Here is a 19,720-nt window from a genome sequence, read left to right as displayed (position 1 = left end):
GTGCGCGCGTGCCGAGCCGCTCAGCGCAGCAGCTCCGCGACCTCCGCGAAGGCCGCCTCGCGGCGAGCCACCCGCGCCGCCCGCTCGATCGGGTCCTTCGTGAAGAGGGCCTGCGGAGACGGGTGGAACGTGCGCACGACGGCCAGGCCGCGCTCGCGCTCGATGCCCGGGTGCAGCCGGAGCAGGCGGCGCCAGCCGTGGTCGGCGTCGGCGCCCTGCAGCAGGACGACCTCGATGGTCGGTGCGAGGTCGAGCAGGTGCAGGACCGTCGGGATCCCCGCGTCGAGCTGCTCCGCGGTCGGTGCCTTGCCGATGTACCAGGGGTAGGCGTTCCAGGGCAGGAGATCGAACGGCGACAGTCCGACGTCCGTGAGGAGGCGCGACATCAGCTCGGCGGAGCTGTCGTCGTTCTCGGTGCAGAGGAACCCGCTGCCCGCGCCGTCCCGAGTGCCGGGGCCCGGATCGCGGAGGATGCTCAGCACCCGCGCCTCGGTGCCGCCGTGCAGGGGAGCGACGTAGGGGAGCCAGCCGCGGTCGTACGGGTTCCGCAGCTCGTCGATCCAGCGGTTGATCGGGGCGACGTGGGGCGCGTAGCGCTGCTCCCACTGCTGGCGGCGGAATTCGAGGTCGGCCATGGCGCGGGGCATGACTGCACCCTACGGCGGACATCCGACTTCGCGGGTCCCCAGAGCCGCAGGCGGCCCTGATCAGCGGGGGTTCGAAACTTCGATGGACTGGGTCGGGAGTATCCTGCCGCCGACTCGCTGTGGTGAGAACTGCGGAGATGCGAAGGGATCGGAGCGGTGAGTGGGGAGAGTGCGAGCCTTCAGCTCTGCGACTCCTGTCGCTCGTGGAACCAGTCGTCGAGATCGACGCCGTTCACTCCGAAGAGTCGTGTTCTGTAGGCGTCGAGCTCGACCGCGGCTCGCTCTGCTGCGTCGAAGGCAGTCGTGCGTCGAGCTGCCACCTCCGCCGGCAGCAGCTTCGTGGTCGGGTCGTTCTGCCACTTGTAGTGCGCGAAGGCGTTCCGTCTGTTCGCGACCGTCTCGATGTCGGTACGCAACTGCTGCGGGAAACTCTCGTCGAAAAGGAGCTTCCAGGTCAGCCCGGTCTTGTCGTGAAGTGAGCGCCGCATGAGATCCACTGCCTCGTTCTCTGCGAGACCGAGCTGGATCGCACGGTCACGAATGGCGAGGTTCAACGTGTGTTCGATGTAGAGGCCGTGGAAGACCAAGGAGTACTCGTCCCTGCCCTCGAGGAAGAAACTGCGGGCATGCTCGAGCGTCGAGGACCGGTGATCGATGGTGAACGTGAAGCCGGCGCCTCCTTCGAAATGCTCCCTCAGACGCTCCATCGCGAGTCCGTGGACATCGGACGGACTCGTCACTGTCGGATCGACCTCGCCGGTCAGCACCATTCGCCGGGCGATCTCGCTGAGGAATGTCTCCGCGACGCTGTGTGCGAGGTCCTCGAACTAGATCCGCGCGGACCCGTTTCCTTCTCGGGTGGTCATAGCGTTCGCGAGGGGAAGCGCTGGGCAGCGGCCCCGCATGCGCCGGCCCGGCCAGCGAGTTCATTCAGATGTGCAGCGATTGCGGAGTTCATCCGCACATCCTCACAGTCGCTCACCACCGCGGCCCTCGCTGTCGCGTTATGCAGCTTGGCGGGAGTCGACCTATCCGGTGCGGTTCGATGCGCATCGTGGCTGTCGAGGCCAGCAATCGTTGCCGGGATCGCCGGCGGGGCGAAGGATCGCTCGACTAGCGTCCGAGCTTCGCGTGGGAGCGGGAGTAGGCGAAGTAGATCGCGAAGCCGATGGCCAGCCAGATCAGGAAGCGCAGCCAGGTCTCGATGGAGAGGTTGAGCATCAGGTAGGTGCAGATCAGGGCGGAGAGGCCGGGCAGCCAGGGGTTGAGCGGGACGCGGAAGCCGCGCTGGAGCTCGGGGCGCTTGCGGCGGAGCACGATGACGCCGACGGAGACCAGGACGAAGGCGGAGAGGGTGCCGATGTTCACCATCTCCTCGAGGACGCCGATCGGGGTCAGGCCGGCCAGCAGGGCGACGATGATCGTGACGACGACGGAGGTGACCCACGGGGTGCGCAGGCGGGGGTGCACCTTCGCGAGGCGCTGGGGGAGCAGGCCGTCCCGCGACATCGCGAAGATGATGCGGGTGGCTCCGATGAGGAGGGTCAGCACGACGGTGGTGAGGCCGGCGACGGCGCCGGCGGAGATGACCGTCGCCATCCAGGTCTGGCCGTGGTAGGCGAAGGCGTTCGCCAGTGCGGCGGAGGGGTCGAGCTCGCGGTAGGGGACCATGCCGGTGACGACGAGGGCGACGGCGCAGTAGAGCACGGTGCAGATGATCAGCGAGGCGATGATGCCGATGGGCATGTCGCGCTGCGGGTTGCGGGTCTCCTCGGCGGTGGTCGCGACGACGTCGAAGCCGATGTAGGCGAAGAAGACCAGCGAGGCGCCGGCGATGATGCCGCCGACTCCGAAGGTCGCCGGCTCGATGCCGGAGAGGAACTGCAGCAGCGGCTGGGCGAGGCCGGACGCGGCCTGGGACGCCTCCGCGGGCGGGATGAACGGCGAGTAGTTGCTCGCGTTGATGAACTGCAGCCCGGCGATGATGACGAACAGCACGATGAAGAGCTTCACGGCGACCAGCACCAGGTTGACGCGCAGGGACTCCTTGATGCCGAAGGTCATCAGGGCGCCGAGCACGAGCACCAGAAGGATCGCGGGGACGTCGACCACGCCGCCGTAGGAGATCGCCGCCGGCAGGACGATGCCGAGCTGCCCGAGGAAGGAGCCCAGATAGGCGCTCCAGCCCTGGGCGACCACGCTCGCGCCGAGGAACAGCTCGAGGATCAGGTCCCAGCCGATGATCCAGGCGAAGAGCTCGCCGAGCGAGGCGTAGGAGAACGTGTAGGCGGAGCCGGAGACCGGCACCGTGGAGGCGAACTCCGCGTAGCACATGGCCGCGAGCGCGCAGGCGAAGGCGGCGACGATGAAGCTCAGCACGATCGCGGGCCCGGCGATGTCGTGCGCGGCGCGGCCGGTGAGCGTGAAGATGCCGGCGCCGATCACGACGCCGACGCCGAAGACGGTGAGGTCGAGGGCGCTCAGCGACTTCTTGAGGCGGGTCTCGGGCTCGTCGGTGTCGGCGATGGACTGCTCGACGGACTTGGTGCGGAGGAGGCTCACGGTGGTTCTCTCTGGTGAGGTGACGCGGTGTGCAGCGGGTCGCGATGCGACGGCACTCCGGGAGACTAGCGGCGCGACGGGTCGGTGCGGCAGCCCTCGCACCGATGCCGGGTGACGGACGCCCGGAATGCGTCGACCGGGCGGAGGATCAGTCCGTCGTGAGCTCGGCCTTCGCCGCTTGAGTGCCGATCATCCCGGGAAGCGGCGGTCCGGTGTACACGGGACCCCGGACGACGGTCACCGTCACCAGGGAGCGCTGCGGGGGATCGTTGTAGAAGAGGAGATGCGGAGAGCCCCCCGTCAGCGCCGCTACCTTGGCCGCCCCGCCGACGAGGTACGGAAGGGAACCCGGGTAGGAGCCCGCCGGGATGATGATGTGCCCGGCGCGGCGACTGTCGCGGACGACCTGCCTCGACAGGATGACGAAGTCGTGATCCGTCGCGAAGTCCACCCGGGCCTCCTCCGGGAGGACGACCGGTGTTCCCGCGACGCCGTCGCCGTTCACGAAGACGGAGAGGGTGAAGCGGCGTCGGGCGCCGACATCGGTGGTGCCGAGCCCGTCGTCGACAGCACGGACGCCCAGGAACAGGGCGGGGAGGACGGGGGAAGGAGGGACGGACGCGGCGGCTCCGGGCGCCGCCGCGCAGGCGGCGACGACGGGCGTCGACCATGCGGCGGCTAGAGTGGCTCGGCGGGCGACTCCCGCTGCCGGAGCGGAGTCGGATCCGTCCTGATCTCCGGGATGCTCGTCGAACGTCATTGCACGGCCTCTCGTCGGTGGGTGGCGATCCGGAGGCCGTCCTGGACGGGAGCCGGAGGAGCGGTTCGGGATCGCTGCAAGGGTCCGACACCGATCGTCGGCGCGGCGAATCGGTGACGGGGAACGAGCGCTCTGGCGGGTTCTGCGAGCGCCGGAGAGGCTCAGTCGTGCGAGGTCCCGTGAGCAGCTTCATCGTGGCCTTCCCCCTTGGGCTGGGGTCGACGCCCGCGGTCTGCGCGGCGCGAGCGCGGGGTCGATCGCCGGGGGCTGCTCGGTGCGGCCTCGCCGTGGTCGGGGGTGCGCGGCTACCCTTCGACGCATGCACCGGATCTTCACGACGAGCGTCGCCTCCGTGTACCCGCACTACGTGGCGAAGGCCGAGCGGAAGGGGCGGACGAAGGCCGAGGTCGACGAGGTGATCGTGTGGCTGACCGGCTTCTCGGACGAGGAGCTGCACCGCCACCTCGAGGCCGGGACGACCTTCGAGGACTTCTTCGCCGCGGCGCCGATGAACCCGAGCGCGGCCCTGATCACGGGAGTCGTCTGCGGCGTTCGCGTCGAGAGCGTCGAGGATCCGCTGATGCAGCGGATCCGCTGGCTGGACAAGCTGGTCGACGAGCTGGCGAAGGGCAAGGCGATGGCGAAGGTGCTGCGCGGCTGACATCGCGGCTGCTCGCGGCGCGGTCACTCTCCGGCGGCCCGGCTCCTGACACTGCTCGCACTCTCGCCCGCGCTTCCGTCGGCGCCCTCGCCCCGATCTGGGCCCGGCCGACCCGAAGTCGGCGCGCCGGTGGGCGGTCCGCGTCGACGGCGGACGGCCACCACCAGGAGCGCGACGACGGCGACGACGGCGAGCCAGGGGAGGAGGAAGCCGAGGCCGATGAGGGCGCCGTTCGCGGCGACGACCAGACCGTTCCAGCCGGCGAGCAGGCCGTCGAGGAAGCCGGTGGGCCGGGCGGTGACGGGCGACGACTGCGGAAGGACCGTCACCGTGAGGGTCGCCAGTGACACCTGACCCTCGAGGGCGGCGAGCTGCTGCTGGGAGGACTCGAGCGAGGCCTGGCGATCGGCGAGGGCGGACTCCGCGGCGAGGAGGTCGGCGAGGCTGCCGGCCTGGGCGATCAGCTCGGTCAGCCGGTCGACGGAGGCCTGGGCGGCTTCGACCCGCGCGCGGAGGTCGATCGCCTGGGTGGTCACGTCGCGCCGGTCGATCGACGAGCCGGTCACCGTGCCGAGGGCCGCCAGCGACTCTCGAGCGTCGGTGAGCCGGTCAGCGGGGACCCGGATCGAGACGCTCCCCGCGCCCTCGGGGAGGGGCGCGTACTGCGACGGGTCGAGAGCGGGATCGGTTCCGGCCGTCGACGCGCTGGTGCTGGAGCTGATGGTGGAGCTGGAGCTCTCGACGTAGCCGCCGAGCGCGGCGGCGGTCGCGCTGAGCGCGGCGATCGCGTCGGCGACGGAGTCGGCCTCGAGCGTCGCGTTCGCCGTGGACACGACCTCCCGGCCGGTCCCCTCCGCGGACGCGTCGCCGGGCGCCTCCGCCGCGCCCTGCGCCGAGCCGTCGGCGAACTGCGGTGCGGACTCCGCGCCCGACTGCCCGAAGTCGAGACCGCCTGCCTCGCTCGAGGACCCTGCCGCGCTCGAAGCGGACCCCACTCCGGCACCGCCTCCGACCAGGGGACCTACGACGACGGCGACCACGAGGAGGCCCGCGGCGACGCTCCCGATCGCGGCGACGCGTCGGCGACGGGCTCCCCGCTCGCGGCGGGCGGCTGCGACGGCGCGGAAGACGCGCGCCTCGAGTGCCGAGACGCGGTCCTCGTCGAGGGTGTCGAGCTCGGGCGCTGGGCGATCTGAGGCCTGGATCTCGGGAGGTTCAAGCTCGGAGGCCTGGAGCTCATCTCCCCGCGAGTCTGTGGGTTCGGTCATGACGTCTCGGCTCCTCGGAAGTCGTCGACCACCAGGCGGAGGCGTCGACGGACGCGGGACAGGCGGTTGCGGACGGTGGCGTGCGAGACGCCCAGGGTGACGGCGGCCTCCTCGTACCCGCGCCCCTCGGTGGCGCAGAGGCGGAAGATCGCGCGATCGAGCTCGGCGAGCCCGGCCGTCTCGCGGAGGATCGCCTCGGCGAGCGCGGCGGTGACGATCTGCTGCTCGAGGTCGTGCGGCGAGGGCGTCTCGTCGTCGGCCTCGACGGTCCGCTCCCGGTCGCGGAGGCGGGAGCGCAGGCGGTTGGCCGCCTGGAAGCGGCAGATCGTCGCGAGCCAGGGGAGGAGGGAATCGCTCACCAGCTCGAGCCCGCCGAGCCGGCTCCAGGCGAGGACGAAGGTCTCCTGCGCGACGTCCTCGGCGTCCCGGGGGTCGCGGAGGATCCCGTGCGCGAGCCAGTAGACGGGGCGGACGTACGCGCGATAGAGGGAGCGGAAGGCGAGCTCGCTGCCGGCCGCCGCGCGGCGGACGAGCTCCGCGTCGGTCTCCTCCGGCGGCAGCTCCGACGGCGGCTCTCGCGGCGGCTCGGACGGCCCGGCCGACTTCTGCGCTGCCGTCGTTCCCCCGACAGACGTGCTCTCCTGAGTGGGCGTCATCCGCGGACCTCCTCTCCCTCTCACTCTGACAGTGTCGGGCCAGCGCGGATCGTCTCAGAATCCGATCCGGCCGCCGAGGAGAGCGCCGCCGCTACGACAGATCCGGGATCACGATCTGCTGCAGTGCCCAGGTGTTGCCGTCCGGATCGGCGAAGTGCACGAACTCGCCCCAGGGCTGCGAGTCGACCTCGGACACCTCCGCACCGCGGGCCAGCAGCTCCTCCCGGGCCTTCGCCGCGTCCGCGACGACCATCTGCAGGCCCTTCTGCGAGCCGGGCGCCATCTCGGTGATGCCGATGCCGAGGACGATGGAGCAGGCCGACCCCGGAGGCGTCAGCTGCACGAAGCGCAGCCCCTCGTGCACGACGTGGTCGTGGTCGGCGACGAAGCCGATCCGCTCGACGTAGAAGCGCTTGGCGCGATCGACGTCGGTCACCGGAACGGCGACGAGCTCGAGCTTCATGTCCATGATGTCTCTCCTGCTCCATGTCCTTCGAGCGCCCGGCCGGGCTCTCGGGGACGACGCTAGAGCGGCATCAGGTCGGTTGACGTCCTGATGGAGGAGCAGGATGTCGGCATGGCCGCGACCACCTCCCGCGCACTCGCTCTGCTCGCCCTGCTGCAGACCCATCGGCAGTGGTCGGGGCCGGTCCTCGCGGCGCGCCTCGGCGTGACGGAGCGGACTCTGCGCCGCGACATCGAGCAGTTGCGCGAGCTGGGCTACGCCGTGGCGGCGACCCGCGGCGCACTCGGCGGCTACCGGCTCGAGCCGGGCAGCCGCGTTCCCCCGCTGCTCCTCAGTGACGACGAGGCCGTGGCCGTGGCGGTCGGACTCCGGCTCGCGGCCGACGAGGGGCTCGCCGACGGCGAGCGGACGACGCTGAGCGCCCTCGCGAAGTTCGAGCAGGTGCTGCCGAGTGCTCTGCGGGAGCGCGTCAGCGCGGTCGGCGGGGTGCTCCGGTCCGCCAGGCCGCGCGCCGCGTCGATCCCGCCGGAGATCCTCGGCCGGATGGCGCTGGCCTGCCGCGACCACGAGCGGCTCCGCTTCCACTACGTCGCGGCGGACGGGGCCGAGAGCGACCGCGTCGTCGAGCCGCACGCGGTCGTCTCCACGCACCGCTCCTGGGTGCTGGTCGGCTGGGACCGGCAGCGCGAGGACTGGCGGACGTTCCGGCTCGACCGGGTGAGCCGGCTGCTCGAGACGCGCGTGCACTTCGAGCCGCGGCGGCTCCCCGAGGACGACGCTGCGGCGTTCGTGGCCTCGTCCGGGCGGACGGCGCGGTACGAGCTCGTGGTCGACCTGGCGATGCCGCTCGACGAGATGGTGCGGGTCTTCGGGCGGTGGTCGGCGGGATCTGTGGCGCTCGACGCTCGGTGGACGCGCTGGCCGGTGGAGGCGGAGACGGTGGCCGGTCTGCTCGCGGCGCTGGTGTGGATCCCGGTGGGCGTGGAGCATCGGGTGGACGGGGATCCGGACACGCTCGCGGCGGTGCGCGCGGCTCTCGAGCGGATGCACGCCGCTGCATCGAGGTGACGCCGTCCCTCCACAGGAGAGGAGTCGCGGCGGCTCTCCACGGATCCGCCGACCGGCTCCCACGGCGGGCGCGGCGACGACGACCGTTGCCGGCATGATTCCTACCGATCGCCTCGCCACCGCCCGCCACAGCCCCTCCCGGGAGCCGGAGCTCCTCCGCGTGAGCGGGCTGCCCGACCTGCTCGCCGCCGTCCCCTCGATGATCGGCCTCCATCCGGAGGACGCCCTCGTCGTCGTCCCGTTCCTCGGGAACCGGGCCGGAGGCGGTTTCCGCTTCCCGATCCCTCATCGACTGCGCCGAGCGGAGGTCGACCAGCTGGCGGGCCGGTGCGAGCGCTTCACGGCGTCGATCTCGCGAGCGACCGGGGTGCTGGCCATCGTCTACACGCGGCAGAGCTACGCGACCGCGCACGGCATCCCGCTGCTCGACCTCGGCCGCACCGTCCTCCGGCGGCTGGAGCGGACCGACCTCGGGATCGTCGGCGTGGCCTGCGTCGCCGCCGACGGCTGGGGGCGCTACACCTCGATCGAGGAGACGCGCGAGCCTCGCCCGCTCGCCGAGATCGAGGAGAGCCGGACCGGCGTCCTCGCGCGCGCGGCGGCTCCCGAGCCGCTCGACGTGACGGCGCTCGCCGCACTGCCGACGGTCTCCGACTCCGATCGCGCGACGGTCGAGGCGATCGTGCGTCATCCCGCCTCGGGGGCGCACGACGTGATCGGCCTGGTCGAGCGGTGGCTGCACGGTCCGCCGGCACCGCGGCAGGAGGCCACGCTGATCCGGGTGCTGCAGTCCCCGGCGCTGCGCGATCAGGCGACCCTGCAGATCGCCCTCGGCTGCGAGACGGCGATCGAGGAGCGGCGGCGTCAGAAGCGGCTCGAGGAGCAGCAGGCGCGCACCGGCCGCCCGATGGACGAGCTCGTCGAGGGCGACGCCGACGCGGGACTCGAGGACGCGCACGACCTGCTCTCCGCGTCGCTGATGATGGGGACGGGGCCCGGCCCGGATCTCGAGCGGACCGAGCGAGCGACAGGTCGGCTCGCTCGGGCGGCAGCGCTCGCGCCCGTCGAGGCGCGGCCGCCGGTGCTGACCGTCCTCGCCTGGTGCTGGTGGGCGCTCGGCGTCTCCTCGATCGCCACCCGGCACCTCGAGGAGGCGCTCCGGATCGACCCGCACTACTCGCTGGCGAAGCTCCACCGGTCGGTGCTCGAGATCCGCGCCGTGCCCGACTGGGTGCTCGACTCCGCCGCGCGGTCGCTGGACCGGGCGGCGGCGCACGTGTGACCGGCGCGGAGAGCACGTGGTGACGCGGTGCCGAGCGCGGCTCTTGCCTCCTCGGACGAGCGCGAGTAACGTGCAACCATATGGTTGTACGAATCGAGGACGAGAGCGATGTCGACCGGCTGTTCCAGGCGCTCGCCGACAGGACGCGGCGCGACATCGTCGCACGGGTGCTGGAAGCGGAGCAGTCCGTGACAGTGCTCGCGGCACGCTACGAGATGTCCTTCGCCGCGGTGCAGAAGCACGTCGCGGTGCTGGAGCGGGCGGAGCTCGTCCGCAAGCGCCGCAGCGGGAGGGAGCAGCTCGTGAGCGGAGAGGTCGCCTCGCTCAGGAGGGCGGCGCGGCTGCTCGAGGCCTACGAGCTGCTCTGGCGCGATCGCGTCGACCGCATCGCCGACGTCCTCGCCGAGGACGAGGTGCGACCGCCGGAGGAACGAAGGAAGGGACGTGCAGGATGACCGTTGTGGAGTCCGTCAAGGACATCGAGAACCTGACCATGACCATCACCGCCGAGTTCGAGGCGCCCGTCGAGCGGGTGTGGCGGATCTGGGCGGACCCGCGGCGGCTCGAGCGCTGGTGGGGACCGCCGACCTGGCCGGCGACCTTCGAGACGCACGAGGCGGTGGAGGGCTCGCGGAGTCGGTACTTCATGACGGGGCCGGACGGGGAGAAGGCCCGCGGCTATTGGGTGGTGACGAAGGTCGAGGAGCCGACCCGGTTCGAGTTCGACGACGGCTTCGCCGACGAGGAGGGGCGCGCGGACGACTCGCTGGGCGTCACCCATGCGGTCGTCACCCTCGCCGAGGTGGACGGACGCACCCGGATGACCGTCCGCTCCTCCTTCGAGACCCTCGAGCAGCTCGAGCAGATGGTGCAGATGGGCATGGAGGAGGGGATGAACCAGGCGATGGGGCAGATCGACGCGCTGCTCGCGGAGTGAGCAGGGCCGAGCGCCCGCGGCGGTGGGCGCGCCGTCCGGCGACCGGCCGTCTCAGCTCTGCGGCGCCGAGTCCGTGAGATCGGCGGCGTAGGCGGCGACCGAGCGGCGGTAGCGCGGCAACGTCGGGGCGAGCGCCTCGATCGCGGTGCGCAGCGCCTCGTCGGTGCGACCGGCGCTGTGCAGGGCGAGTGCGAGGAAGACCTCGCGCGCCGCACCGATCGACGGGTGCTGCTGGGCGGAGGAGAGGAGGACGATCGCCTCATCGGTCCGGCCGAGGTTCCGCAGGGTCGAGGCGTACTGGATGCTCAGCCGGGCGAGGCGCTCGTCGTCGAGACCGGCGACGACGGCGCGCTCGTACTCCACGGCCGCCTCCGCCTCGTGGCCTGCGCTGTCGAGGGCACCGCCGAGCTCGAAGTGAGCGACGCCGTCGCTGCCCGGGTAGCGCGCGGCGAGCACTCGCATCCGCTCGACGACACCGTCCGGATCCTCGAGGCCGTCGAGCCGGTCGACGGCGCGCTGCCAGAGGAGGAGCTCGTCGTCCGCGTCGTCCTCGGGCGCGGCTCCGAGCTCCTCGAACAGCGTCAGCTGCAGGCCGTCGGGGGATCGCAGGCGGGAGTTGAGCGAGCGCCAGGGCGTCTCCCGCGGGGAGGCGACGAGTTCGGCGCCCGCGTCGGCGAGGGCCGCGGTCGCGGCGGCGGCGTCGTCGACCTCGAAGGCGATGCGGAGGGGGTCGCTCGTGTCGCCGTCCGTCTCGAGGCCGTCGATCATCCGCACCTGCGCGGGGTTCGCCAGCTCGAGGGTGGCGACGCCGGCCTCGAGGATCGCGACGCGGGCGTCGCCGTCGCCCTCGAAGGCGGCGCGCTCGGTCAGGCCGAGGGCGTCGCGGTAGAAGCGGAGCGCCGCGTCGATGTCGTCCACCTGGACGACGAGGCGGAGCTGGCGGACGGCGGGAGGAGTGGAGGCGGTCACGTTGCGACGCTACCGGGTCTCGATGCGCCGTCCTGCGGACGGCTGCTCGACCGGCAGGGGTCCCCATCCGCTCCTTGCGGATCGGGTGCGGCTCCACGCCGCATGTCGGCCCCCCCGCATGCTGGTCGAGTAGCCCCGCCGGGGCGTATCGAGACCCGGCGCCTACAGTAGGGCGGGTCTGCAGAGCCTCCTTCGGACGACGGTGGATCTCGATACGCCCGCTTCGCGGTCTACTCGATCAGCATGGCTGCACTCATGCGGAAGCGTCGATCAGCATGGCTGCGCTCATGCGGAAGCGTCGATCAGCGGGGGTGCGCTCATGCGGTGGCGGTGTCGTCCGGCGCGGCGGGGGTCTCGCTGCCGGAGTCCTCGACCTCGGCGGGTGCGGCGCGGCGTCCGGCCTCGATCACGGCGGTGGAGGCGGCGGCGCCGGCGACCAGGGCGAAGAGCGCCCAACCGGCCCCCCACTTCCGCTTCCCGACGAGGCCGTCGAAGGAGAGCGCGCCCGGGCCGTCCGCGACGATCGCGGTCGCGGCGGCCGCGAGCAGGCCGTTGTACTCCCAGCCCCCGCCGCTGTTCCAGAGGCCGTTCGACCAGTGCACCTTGCGGACGGCCGTGACCATGGTCGCGATCAGCCCGGCCGCCGCGACCGGCGTCGCCAGGCCCAGGGCGAGCGCGGCGCCGCCCGCGGTCTCGGTGACGGCGGCGGCGACCGCGTTCCGGCGCGCCGGGTGCAGCTCCAGGCTCTTCATCATCTGCTCGGTGCCGTCGAGGCCGGGCCCGTCGAACGAGCCGCGGAGCTTCTGCAGTCCGTGTCCGACGAACAGACCGCCGACGGCGAGACGGAGAACGAGCGAGCCGACCTTCATGGTGACCTCCGGGAGGGGTGGGGTGGTGCGGGACGTGTAGAGCGAGCGTCGCGGCTCGACCGGGCCGGGTCAAGGGGTCGCGCCGACCGCGGGAATCGAGCAGACACGGCCTAGGCGGTCAACCGGTTCGCCTCCTATGATCGGAGCAGATCGACTCGAAGGAGAGCACGCATGACCGGACGCCTCACTGGCAAGACCGCCCTCGTCACCGGAGCCGGCTCCGGCATCGGCCGGGCCGTGGCGGAGCGCTTCGCACGCGAGGGCGCCCGGGTCGCCTTCACCGACCGCGACCTCGCCGCGGCGGAGGACGCAGCGGCCGCCTTCCCGGACTCCGTCGCCGTCCGGCTCGACATCTCGGACGAGAGCAGCGTCGAGCAGGCCTTCGCCCGTCTCGCGGCCGACGGCTTCGCGGTCGACGTGGTCGTCGCGAACGCCGGCGTGCAGCTCTTCGGCCAGGACGCGAAGATCGCCGACCTCGACCTCGACGTCTGGCGCCGCACGATCGACATCAACCTCACCGGCACCTTCCTCACCGTCAAGCACGCCGTCCGTGCACTGCGAGGCCGCGGCGGCTCGATCGTCCTCACCGGCAGCCCGACCGGGCTCAACGGCGAGGGCCAGGACTTCACCGCCTACAGCAGCTCGAAGGCCGGCATGCACGGCCTCGCCCGCACCGTCGCCGCCGCCTACGCGGGAGAGGGGATCCGCGTGAACACGGTCGTCCCCGGCTACACGGAGACCCCGCTGGTCACCGCGATCTCGGGCGACGCCGAGGCCCGCGCCGCGATCACCTCGCGCATCCCGCTCGGTCGACCCGGCTCCGCGGCGGACGTCGAGGGCATCATGGTCTACCTCGCCAGCGACGAGTCGAGCTACGCCACCGGCGCGCTCTTCCGCGTCGACGGCGGCATGACCACCCTCTGATCGTGCCCGCGATCGAGATCTCGCCGGCCGCGCCGACGGTCCCGGCCGGGCTCCTCCAGGCCGCCGAGCGCGACGCGCGGACGGTCCGAAGCGGCCCGTGGTCGCTGCGGTACTCCGACGGCCGGCTCGACGACCTCTGCTTCGGCGCCGCGCGGATCCTCCGCGGAGTCCGGTTCGTCGTCCGCGACGAGGACTGGGGGACCTTCGCGACCGTCCGCGCAGCGCTCGACATCGAGGGCGGCACTCTCGTGGTCGAGGGCGAGAGCGCTCAGGGGGAGGCGCGCGTCACCTGGACCCTGCGCGCCGACTTCTCCGGTGACTCGCTCACGATCGCACTCGAGGCACGCGCGAGCACGCCCTTCCTCCGCAACCGCCTCGGGCTGATCGTGCTGCACGGCACGGAGAGCGCCGGAGCGGTCGTCGAGGCGCGCCACCCGGGCGGCACCGCCGATCGCCTCGCCTTCCCCGAGCGGATCGCGCCCCATCAGCCCGCGCAGGACCTCGCCGGTCTCGCCTGGACGGCCGATGGCGTCCCGGTCGAGCTGACCCTGGAGGGCGACGTGTTCGAGACGGAGGATCAGCGCAACTGGACCGACGCGTCGTTCAAGACCTACTCGACGCCGCTGAGCCTGCCGTTCCCGGTGCCGGTCGACGCGGGGGAGATCGTCCGGCAGAGCCTGCGGATCGACTGCGGCGGCGCGCCGCCGACCGTCACGCGGGTATCGCCCGCGTCCCCCTCCGTCCTGCGGATCGGAAGCGCCGGGCACCCGCTCCCCGAGATCCGCACCTCCGCCGCGAGCGCGCCGACGGACCTCCGGCCGGACGTGCGACCGGCGCTCGATCTGCTGGTCGAGTGCGACGTGCGCTGGGCGGGCTGGCGTCGCGCGTTGCAGCGCGCGCTCGAGGACGCCGACGGACGCCCGATCGATCTGCGCGTCGTCGCGTCCGGCCCGGAGGACGTCCGCACGGTCCTCGACGAGCTCGGCGGCGCGCCGCTCGCCCGCCTCGGCGTCTTCGCCGCCCGGGGCCACCGCAGCACACCCGACCTGTTCGAGGCGGCGCGACGGGCGGCGGCCGAGCGCGGGGCGGAGGTCGTCGGCGGCGTCCGCTCGCACTTCACCGAGCTGAACCGCGGCGCGGACGCGCTCGCGCAGGTGGACGCGCCGCTCGCCTTCAGCATCACCCCCTTCATGCACGACCGCTCCGGGCACCAGCTCGTCGAGTCCCTCGCCGTGCAGCGCACGGTGGTGCGCGACGCGACGGCGCTCGCGCAGGGCCGCCGCCTGCACATCGGTCCGGTCACGCTCGGTGCGCGGATGAACGCGGTGTCGACCTCGCCGTTCGACCCCGGCGCCGCCGACATCGACCGGTCCGGCTACGGCCCGCAGATCGTCCCGGGTGCGGACGACGTGCGCCAGCACGCGCCCGAGCTCGCGGCCTGGGTCGTCGGCAGCCTCGACGCGCTCGCGGCCCCGGGCGTCGCCTCCCTCGCCTACTTCGAGCAGTGGGGACCGCGCGGTGTCGCCGCGGCGGCCGGCGTCACGGCCGCCGGCGCGGTGCTGCAGTGGGCGGCGGCCCTGACCGGGACACCTCGTCTGGACGTGGACGCGCCGGGACTCGTCGCGCTCGGAGCCGTCGCCGCGGACGGCCGGGTGGTGCTGCTCGGCAACCCGGGCGGCGTCGCGGTGGCGGTCGATCCGACGGGGATCGAGCGCTGGGAGGCGGTCGGGGAAGCGGTCGGCGAGCCGTTCGTGCTCGAACCGGGCGGAGCCGCGCGCGTGCTGCTGACGCCGTAGCCGCGTCCGCGAACCGACGTTCCACGCCGCAGGAACCGCTCGACGTGGGCGTCCCGCGGCGGGTCGACCGACGTGCGACGCCAGAGCCCGCCCCGACCACACGGTGGTGAGGATCCGTCGGTATCGTCGTCGGCGGCGCGCGAGCGCGGGACCCCCGCCCGCGCCGCGCGCCCCCGAACGAGAGGGACCTCCGTGAAGCATCGACGCCGCGCCCACCTGACCACCGCACGCTCGGCACTGGCACTGTCTACTCTGGCGCTGTCCGGCGTGCTGGCGCTCTCCGGCTGCTCCGCCCCCGCCGAGGACGCGAAGACCGAAGAGCCGACCTCTCCGCTGGTCGAGTACCTCGGAGCGCTCTACGGCGGGGACCTCTCGCCCGAGGAGCAGGAGGAGAAGTACAGGGAGCAGGACCGCAAGCGCGAGGAGCTCGTCGCGACCTGCATGCAGGAGTCGGGCTTCGACTACACCCCGAGCGTGCAGTCGGCGTCGTTCTCCTCCGACGACGACTCCTACAAGCCGGACGACCGCGAGTGGGTCGCGCAGTACGGCTACGGCGTCGTCGACTCTCCCGGTCGCTACGACTCGGCCGAGCCGGAGGACGAGTACGTCGACGCCAACTCCGAGTACTACGACAGCCTCTCGGAGTCCGAGAAGGCGGCCTACTCCGAGGCGCTCCACGGCCCGGCGGAACCGGAGGACGCCGCGGCCTCCGAGGACGGGTCGTACGAGTACGACTGGACGACGGCGGGCTGCTTCGGCGCCGCCCAGCACGAGCTCGAGGGGGAGGACCCGGCGTCGGCGGAGAAGCACAAGCCGGTGATGGACGCGCTGAACGAGTTCTACACCGATCTGCAGTCGGTCCCCGAGCTGGCGGATCTGGATGCGGCGTGGTCCTCCTGCCTGAGCGACGCGGGCTACCCGGGCTTCGCCACCCCCTGCGACGCCGTGAACTCGATCAGCGACAAGCTGACCGCGGTCTTCGACGCGGCCGGCGACCAAGTGGTCGAGCCGACCGACCCGAAGCTCGTCGCGGTGAAGGACGAGGAGATCGAGCTCGCCCTCGCCGATCTGGACTGCCGGGAGAAGACCGACTACACCGCGGTGCACAAGAAGGTCCAGGACGAGCTGGAGCAGCGGTTCATCGACGACCACCGCGCCGAGCTCGACGCGCTGAAGGCCGATGCCGAGCAGGGCGAGTAGATGCGCGTTCCCCGCCGCCCGGGCTCCGGCGATCCGACGCCGTCCGACTCGGAGCCGACCGGTCGACCGACCTCCGATCCGACGCCGACCGATCCGCTCGACCTCCTCGCGGTCACCGAGCCCGCCGACGATCCCGACCACGGCTCCGAGACTCCGCGGCGTCGCGGCCGCTTCGCCGCACTCGCCGCCGTCGTCTCGCGCAACCGCGTCCTCTGGATCGTGGCCGCCGCCGCGCTGCTGAGCCTCGTCGCGGGACTGCTCGTCGGGAGGTTCGTGGTGTCGCCCGCCGAGGCCGCCGCGAACGCGGAGCCGCCCGCCCCCGGCCTGATCACCGCGCCGGTCGAGTCCGGCGAGCTGAGCAACGACGTGACCCTCCGCGGCGAGGTGCGCTACGCGGACGCCGTCGAGGTGACCATCGACACGACCGGGATCCAGGGCGCGGCAGTGGTGACCGGTCAGGTCCCGGCGGCCGGCACCGAGCTGTCGCCGCTGTCGATCGCCCTGGAGATCGCCGGCCGCCCCGTCATCGTCCTCCCCGGCGATCTGCCGGCCTACCGGACCCTGCGGTTCGGGGTGTCCGGGCCGGACGTGGTGCAGTTCAAGACGGCGCTGCGCGGCCTCGGCATCGACGCCGGCGACCCGGCCGACGACGTCTTCGACGAGACGGCCGCGAACGCGGTCACCGAGCTGTACGCCCAGGCCGGCTACGCGCCGCCCGCGACGCAGGAGGACGGCGAGGACGTCGTCCGCGCCGCCCAGGAGACGCTGCGCTCGGCCGAGCAGGGACTCGTCGCCGCGCAGAAGGAGCTCGACGCCGCTCGGGCGGGCTCCTCGCCCGTCGAGGTCCGCGAGGCGGACAACGCGGTCGCGAGCGCACGACGCGAGCTGGAGGCCGCCCGCGCGGCCGAGCCGCCGGACGGCCTCCGCATCGCGGACCTCGACGACGCGCTCGGCCTCGCCGAGCTCCGGCGAGCCCAGCTGGGCGCGAGCACCGACACCGGCGCCCAGCGCGGCGCCGTCGAGTCGGCGCAGTCCCAGGTGACGCAGGCCCAGGAGGACCTCACCCGCGCCCGCCAGTCCGTCCTCCCGGCGCTCCCCGCAGGCGAGGTGCTGTTCCTCACCTCGCTCCCGCGGCGGGTGGACGCCGTCACCGCCAAGCGCGGCAGCGTGCTGTCCGGGGCGGCGATGACGGTCTCCGGCGCGCAGGTCGAGCTCTCCGGCTCCGCCGCCGAGGCCGACGCGCGGCTGCTCTCGGTCGGGCAGAAGGCCTCGTTCGAACTTCCCGACCGGTCGTCGCACGGCGCCACGGTGTCGGGTGTCGATCCCGCGAAGGACGGCAAGGGGCGCTGGACGGTGACGCTCACCCCCGATCCGCTCTCGCCCGAGCAGATCGAGCAACTGCGCGACACCAACGTCAAGGTCACGGTCGCGGTCGGAGCGACGGAGGGCGCCGTGCTCTCGGTCCCGGTCGCCGCGCTGTCCGCCGGCTCCGGCGGCGAGAGCCGGGTCGAGGTCGTCGACGGCGATCCGCGCGATCCGGGCGCCGCCACCCGGCTCGTCGTCGTGACCACCGGTCTCGCCGCGAAGGGCGCGGTCGAGGTGTCGCCGGTGGACGGCACGCTCGACGAGGGCGACCTGGTCGTGGTCGGCCGGTGACCGCTCCGCTGGTCGAGCTTCGGGACGTCACCCGCTCGTTCCCGGGTCCGCCCGAGGTGCAGGCGCTGAAGGGCGTCAGCCTCCGGATCGACGCGGGCGACTACGTCTCGATCGTCGGTCCCAGCGGCTCGGGCAAGTCGACGATGCTGAACATCCTCGGTCTGCTCGACCGGCCGAGCGTCGGCGAGTACCGGCTCGACGGCGCGCTCACCGGGGCGCTCGACGAGGACACCCGGGCGGCCGTGCGGGCGCAGCGCATCGGCTTCGTGTTCCAGTCCTTCCACCTGCTGCCGCGGCGCACGGTGCTCGAGAACGTGATGCTGCCGATGCTCTACAGCGGGACGCCGCGCGCCGACCGCGAGGCGCGCGCCCGCGACGCCCTGCTCCGGGTCGGCCTCGGGCACCGGCTCGGCTTCCTGCCGACGACGCTCTCGGGAGGCGAGCGCCAGCGCGTCGCCGTGGCACGCGCCGTGGTCGCCCGCCCGAGCCTCCTCCTCGCCGATGAGCCCACCGGCAATCTGGACGGCTCGACGACCGCGGACGTGATGCGGCTCTTCGAGGAGCTGACGGACACCGGACTCACCCTGGTCGTCATCACCCACGACCTCGCCGTCGCCCGGCGGGCGCGCCGGTGCCTCCGCATCGCCGACGGACGGATGCAGGAGGTGACCGCATGAGCCCGGCACTCGCGGCGCTGCGCCGGCGGCTCGGGCGCCGGCGACCGCGCTCGGCCGCCGCGTCCGCGCTGCTGCGGCCGGTCCGCCGCGCGGACCGCTTCACCGCCGCCGACCTGCTCGCCGAGGCCACCTCCGACATCGGCACGCGGCCGGCCCGGCTGGTGATGACCCTGCTCGGCACGGTGCTCGGCATCGGCGCCCTCGTCGCCACGATCGGCTTCGCCCAGACGACCGCCGATCAGCTCGCCCGCCGGTTCGACGCGTTCGCCGCCACCCAGGTCGTCGTGCAGCCGGCCGAGGCGAAGGACTCCTCCGGCGACAGCGTCGCCACCGGGCGCCTGCCCTGGGACGCCGTCGACCGGGTGCTCCGGCTCGCCGGTGTCGAGCAGGCGGCTCTCGTCGGCGAGGTGTCCCTCCGCGAGGGCGCGAGCGTCACCGCCGTCCCGGTCAACGACCCCTCGGCGCCCGCCGCCGCCCCGCCGCGGGTGTTCGCCGCCTCCGCCGATCTCCTCGGCACCCTCGAGGGCGACGTGACCACCGGGCGGATGTTCGACTCCGGACACGACGCGCGCGCCGACCGCGTCGTCGTCCTCGGCAGCCGCGCGGCGGAGCGGCTCGGTGTCGAGCGCGTCGACTCCCGGCCGTCGATCCTGATCGACGGAGTCGCCTACTCGGTCCTCGGGATCTTCGCCGACGTCCACGCCCGCGCCGAGCTGCTCGACGCGGTCGTCCTCCCCACCGGCACCGCGCGGGCCGACTTCGCGCTCGCGACGCCGGGAGACCTCCAGGCGCGCATCGACATCGGCGCCGGCCCGCAGGTCGCGGCGCAGGCTCCGCTGACCCTCGCCCCGGACGCACCCGACTCCGTCTCCGTCTCCGCGCCAGGCGGCCGGTCCGAGCTGGCCGGCGACGTCCGCGCCGACGTGGACCTGGTGTTCCTGATCCTCTCGGTGGTGGTGCTCCTCGCGGGCGGCGTCGGCATCGCCAACGTCACCACGCTGTCGGTGATGGAGCGCGTCGGCGAGATCGGCCTGCGCCGTGCCCTCGGCGCCACACGACGCAGGATCGCGCAGCAGTTCATCGTCGAGTCGGCCGTGATCGGCCTCCTCGGCGGTCTGCTCGGTGCGGCGACCGGCGTCCTCGCGGTGCTCGCGGTCTCGCTCGCGCAGCAGTGGACCCCGGTGCTCGACCCCGGGGTGGCGTTCGGCGGCGCACTCCTCGGCGCCCTGATCGGACTGCTCGCGGGCAGCGTGCCGGCGCGGCGCGCCTCCCGCATCGAGCCGATCGCGGCCCTCCGCGGGACGTGAGCGCCGCCGCCGACG

At 73.0% G+C, this 19,720-nt stretch carries 20 protein-coding genes; 11 read left to right on the top strand and 9 right to left on the bottom strand.

Features of this window, described 5'->3' with window-relative positions:
- Positions 1-20: 20 nt before the first annotated feature.
- The 4 genes from EDF17_RS13045 to EDF17_RS13030 all read right to left on the bottom strand — a co-directional run bounded on the left by EDF17_RS13045 (position 21) and on the right by EDF17_RS13030 (position 3,969).
- The gene (locus tag EDF17_RS13045) at positions 21-647 is read right to left on the bottom strand and encodes a uracil-DNA glycosylase (RefSeq protein WP_123446045.1); all 627 of its coding nucleotides are present in this window, start codon (positions 645-647) and stop codon (positions 21-23) included.
- 179 nt (positions 648-826) lie between these two features.
- Positions 827-1,417, bottom strand: coding sequence for a hypothetical protein (locus tag EDF17_RS13040; RefSeq protein ID WP_123446046.1), 591 nt, complete (start codon positions 1,415-1,417; stop codon positions 827-829).
- A 343-nt stretch (positions 1,418-1,760) separates the two neighbouring features.
- Positions 1,761-3,209, bottom strand: coding sequence for an amino acid permease (locus EDF17_RS13035; RefSeq protein WP_123446047.1), 1,449 nt, complete (start codon positions 3,207-3,209; stop codon positions 1,761-1,763).
- 148 nt (positions 3,210-3,357) lie between these two features.
- A complete protein-coding gene (locus tag EDF17_RS13030; protein WP_123446048.1) occupies positions 3,358-3,969 on the bottom strand; it encodes a hypothetical protein in 612 nt (203 codons plus the stop codon).
- Between the two features lie 319 nt (positions 3,970-4,288).
- Between EDF17_RS13030 and EDF17_RS13025 the strand changes: the two genes are divergently transcribed.
- Positions 4,289-4,630, top strand: a complete 342-nt coding sequence (locus EDF17_RS13025) for a DUF2200 domain-containing protein (RefSeq protein WP_123446049.1) — start codon at positions 4,289-4,291, stop codon at positions 4,628-4,630.
- A 23-nt stretch (positions 4,631-4,653) separates the two neighbouring features.
- Here EDF17_RS13025 and EDF17_RS13020 read toward each other — a convergent pair whose 3' ends face one another.
- From EDF17_RS13020 to EDF17_RS13010, 3 genes are all read right to left on the bottom strand, one after another.
- Positions 4,654-5,898: a DUF4349 domain-containing protein gene (locus EDF17_RS13020; protein ID WP_123446050.1), complete on the bottom strand. Its 1,245-nt coding sequence runs from the start codon at positions 5,896-5,898 to the stop codon at positions 4,654-4,656.
- Positions 5,895-6,554, bottom strand: a complete 660-nt coding sequence (locus EDF17_RS13015; protein WP_123446051.1) for an RNA polymerase sigma factor — start codon at positions 6,552-6,554, stop codon at positions 5,895-5,897. The genes EDF17_RS13020 and EDF17_RS13015 overlap by 4 nt, the downstream gene beginning before the upstream one ends.
- Positions 6,555-6,645: 91 nt before the next feature.
- Positions 6,646-7,023 (bottom strand): VOC family protein, encoded by a 378-nt coding sequence (locus tag EDF17_RS13010; protein ID WP_123446052.1) that lies wholly within the window; start codon positions 7,021-7,023, stop codon positions 6,646-6,648.
- A gap of 108 nt (positions 7,024-7,131) precedes the next feature.
- Between EDF17_RS13010 and EDF17_RS13005 the strand changes: the two genes are divergently transcribed.
- The 4 genes from EDF17_RS13005 (at position 7,132) to EDF17_RS12990 (ending at position 10,307) form a co-directional block, all read left to right on the top strand.
- Entirely contained in the window at positions 7,132-8,088 is a 957-nt protein-coding gene (locus tag EDF17_RS13005) for a YafY family protein (protein WP_166649673.1), read from the top strand.
- 94 nt (positions 8,089-8,182) lie between these two features.
- Complete coding sequence (locus tag EDF17_RS13000) at positions 8,183-9,370, top strand: DUF4192 family protein (RefSeq protein WP_123446054.1); 1,188 nt, start codon at positions 8,183-8,185, stop codon at positions 9,368-9,370.
- A gap of 80 nt (positions 9,371-9,450) precedes the next feature.
- Positions 9,451-9,825, top strand: coding sequence for a helix-turn-helix domain-containing protein (locus EDF17_RS12995; RefSeq protein ID WP_123446055.1), 375 nt, complete (start codon positions 9,451-9,453; stop codon positions 9,823-9,825).
- Entirely contained in the window at positions 9,822-10,307 is a 486-nt protein-coding gene (locus EDF17_RS12990; RefSeq protein ID WP_123446056.1) for an SRPBCC domain-containing protein, read from the top strand. Before EDF17_RS12995 ends, EDF17_RS12990 begins: the two co-directional genes overlap by 4 nt.
- A 51-nt stretch (positions 10,308-10,358) precedes the next feature.
- Here the strand turns inward: EDF17_RS12990 and EDF17_RS20305 are convergent, their stop codons facing one another.
- Complete coding sequence (locus tag EDF17_RS20305; RefSeq protein WP_243732885.1) at positions 10,359-11,276, bottom strand: tetratricopeptide repeat protein; 918 nt, start codon at positions 11,274-11,276, stop codon at positions 10,359-10,361.
- A 317-nt stretch (positions 11,277-11,593) separates the two neighbouring features.
- Positions 11,594-12,145 (bottom strand): DoxX family protein, encoded by a 552-nt coding sequence (locus EDF17_RS12975; protein ID WP_123446057.1) that lies wholly within the window; start codon positions 12,143-12,145, stop codon positions 11,594-11,596.
- Positions 12,146-12,316: 171 nt separating this feature from the next.
- On the opposite strand from EDF17_RS12975, the gene EDF17_RS12970 reads away from it, so the two are divergent.
- The 6 genes from EDF17_RS12970 (at position 12,317) to EDF17_RS12945 (ending at position 19,705) form a co-directional block, all read left to right on the top strand.
- Complete coding sequence (locus EDF17_RS12970) at positions 12,317-13,069, top strand: SDR family NAD(P)-dependent oxidoreductase (protein ID WP_123446058.1); 753 nt, start codon at positions 12,317-12,319, stop codon at positions 13,067-13,069.
- A 2-nt stretch (positions 13,070-13,071) separates the two neighbouring features.
- The gene (locus EDF17_RS12965; protein WP_123446059.1) at positions 13,072-14,865 is read left to right on the top strand and encodes a hypothetical protein; all 1,794 of its coding nucleotides are present in this window, start codon (positions 13,072-13,074) and stop codon (positions 14,863-14,865) included.
- Between the two features lie 192 nt (positions 14,866-15,057).
- Positions 15,058-16,065, top strand: coding sequence for a hypothetical protein (locus tag EDF17_RS12960; protein WP_133672054.1), 1,008 nt, complete (start codon positions 15,058-15,060; stop codon positions 16,063-16,065).
- Positions 16,066-17,721 carry a hypothetical protein gene (locus tag EDF17_RS12955; RefSeq protein ID WP_185019965.1) on the top strand — a complete coding sequence of 552 codons (1,656 nt, stop codon included), beginning with the start codon at positions 16,066-16,068 and terminating at the stop codon, positions 17,719-17,721.
- A complete protein-coding gene (locus EDF17_RS12950; protein WP_123446061.1) occupies positions 17,718-18,398 on the top strand; it encodes an ABC transporter ATP-binding protein in 681 nt (226 codons plus the stop codon). Before EDF17_RS12955 ends, EDF17_RS12950 begins: the two co-directional genes overlap by 4 nt.
- A complete protein-coding gene (locus EDF17_RS12945; RefSeq protein WP_123446062.1) occupies positions 18,395-19,705 on the top strand; it encodes an ABC transporter permease in 1,311 nt (436 codons plus the stop codon). The genes EDF17_RS12950 and EDF17_RS12945 overlap by 4 nt, the downstream gene beginning before the upstream one ends.
- Positions 19,706-19,720: the final 15 nt, after the last annotated feature.

Source organism: Rathayibacter sp. PhB1, assembly GCF_004362935.1.
Classification (GTDB): Bacteria; Actinomycetota; Actinomycetes; order Actinomycetales; family Microbacteriaceae; genus Rathayibacter; species Rathayibacter festucae.
The sequence above is the reverse complement of the archived record's forward strand: the minus strand, read 5'-3'. Positions and strand labels throughout refer to the sequence as shown.

Coding starts and splice junctions, on each gene's coding strand:
- EDF17_RS13045 (WP_123446045.1), bottom strand. CDS start 647: ATGCCCCGCGCCATGGCCGACCTCGAATTCCGCCGCCAGCAGTGGGAG.
- EDF17_RS13040 (WP_123446046.1), bottom strand. CDS start 1,417: ATGGTGCTGACCGGCGAGGTCGATCCGACAGTGACGAGTCCGTCCGAT.
- EDF17_RS13030 (WP_123446048.1), bottom strand. CDS start 3,969: ATGACGTTCGACGAGCATCCCGGAGATCAGGACGGATCCGACTCCGCT.
- EDF17_RS13025 (WP_123446049.1), top strand. CDS start 4,289: ATGCACCGGATCTTCACGACGAGCGTCGCCTCCGTGTACCCGCACTAC.
- EDF17_RS13020 (WP_123446050.1), bottom strand. CDS start 5,898: ATGACCGAACCCACAGACTCGCGGGGAGATGAGCTCCAGGCCTCCGAG.
- EDF17_RS13015 (WP_123446051.1), bottom strand. CDS start 6,554: ATGACGCCCACTCAGGAGAGCACGTCTGTCGGGGGAACGACGGCAGCG.
- EDF17_RS13010 (WP_123446052.1), bottom strand. CDS start 7,023: ATGGACATGAAGCTCGAGCTCGTCGCCGTTCCGGTGACCGACGTCGAT.
- EDF17_RS13005 (WP_166649673.1), top strand. CDS start 7,132: ATGGCCGCGACCACCTCCCGCGCACTCGCTCTGCTCGCCCTGCTGCAG.
- EDF17_RS13000 (WP_123446054.1), top strand. CDS start 8,183: ATGATTCCTACCGATCGCCTCGCCACCGCCCGCCACAGCCCCTCCCGG.
- EDF17_RS12995 (WP_123446055.1), top strand. CDS start 9,451: ATGGTTGTACGAATCGAGGACGAGAGCGATGTCGACCGGCTGTTCCAG.
- EDF17_RS12990 (WP_123446056.1), top strand. CDS start 9,822: ATGACCGTTGTGGAGTCCGTCAAGGACATCGAGAACCTGACCATGACC.
- EDF17_RS12975 (WP_123446057.1), bottom strand. CDS start 12,145: ATGAAGGTCGGCTCGCTCGTTCTCCGTCTCGCCGTCGGCGGTCTGTTC.
- EDF17_RS12970 (WP_123446058.1), top strand. CDS start 12,317: ATGACCGGACGCCTCACTGGCAAGACCGCCCTCGTCACCGGAGCCGGC.
- EDF17_RS12955 (WP_185019965.1), top strand. CDS start 16,066: ATGCGCGTTCCCCGCCGCCCGGGCTCCGGCGATCCGACGCCGTCCGAC.
- EDF17_RS12945 (WP_123446062.1), top strand. CDS start 18,395: ATGAGCCCGGCACTCGCGGCGCTGCGCCGGCGGCTCGGGCGCCGGCGA.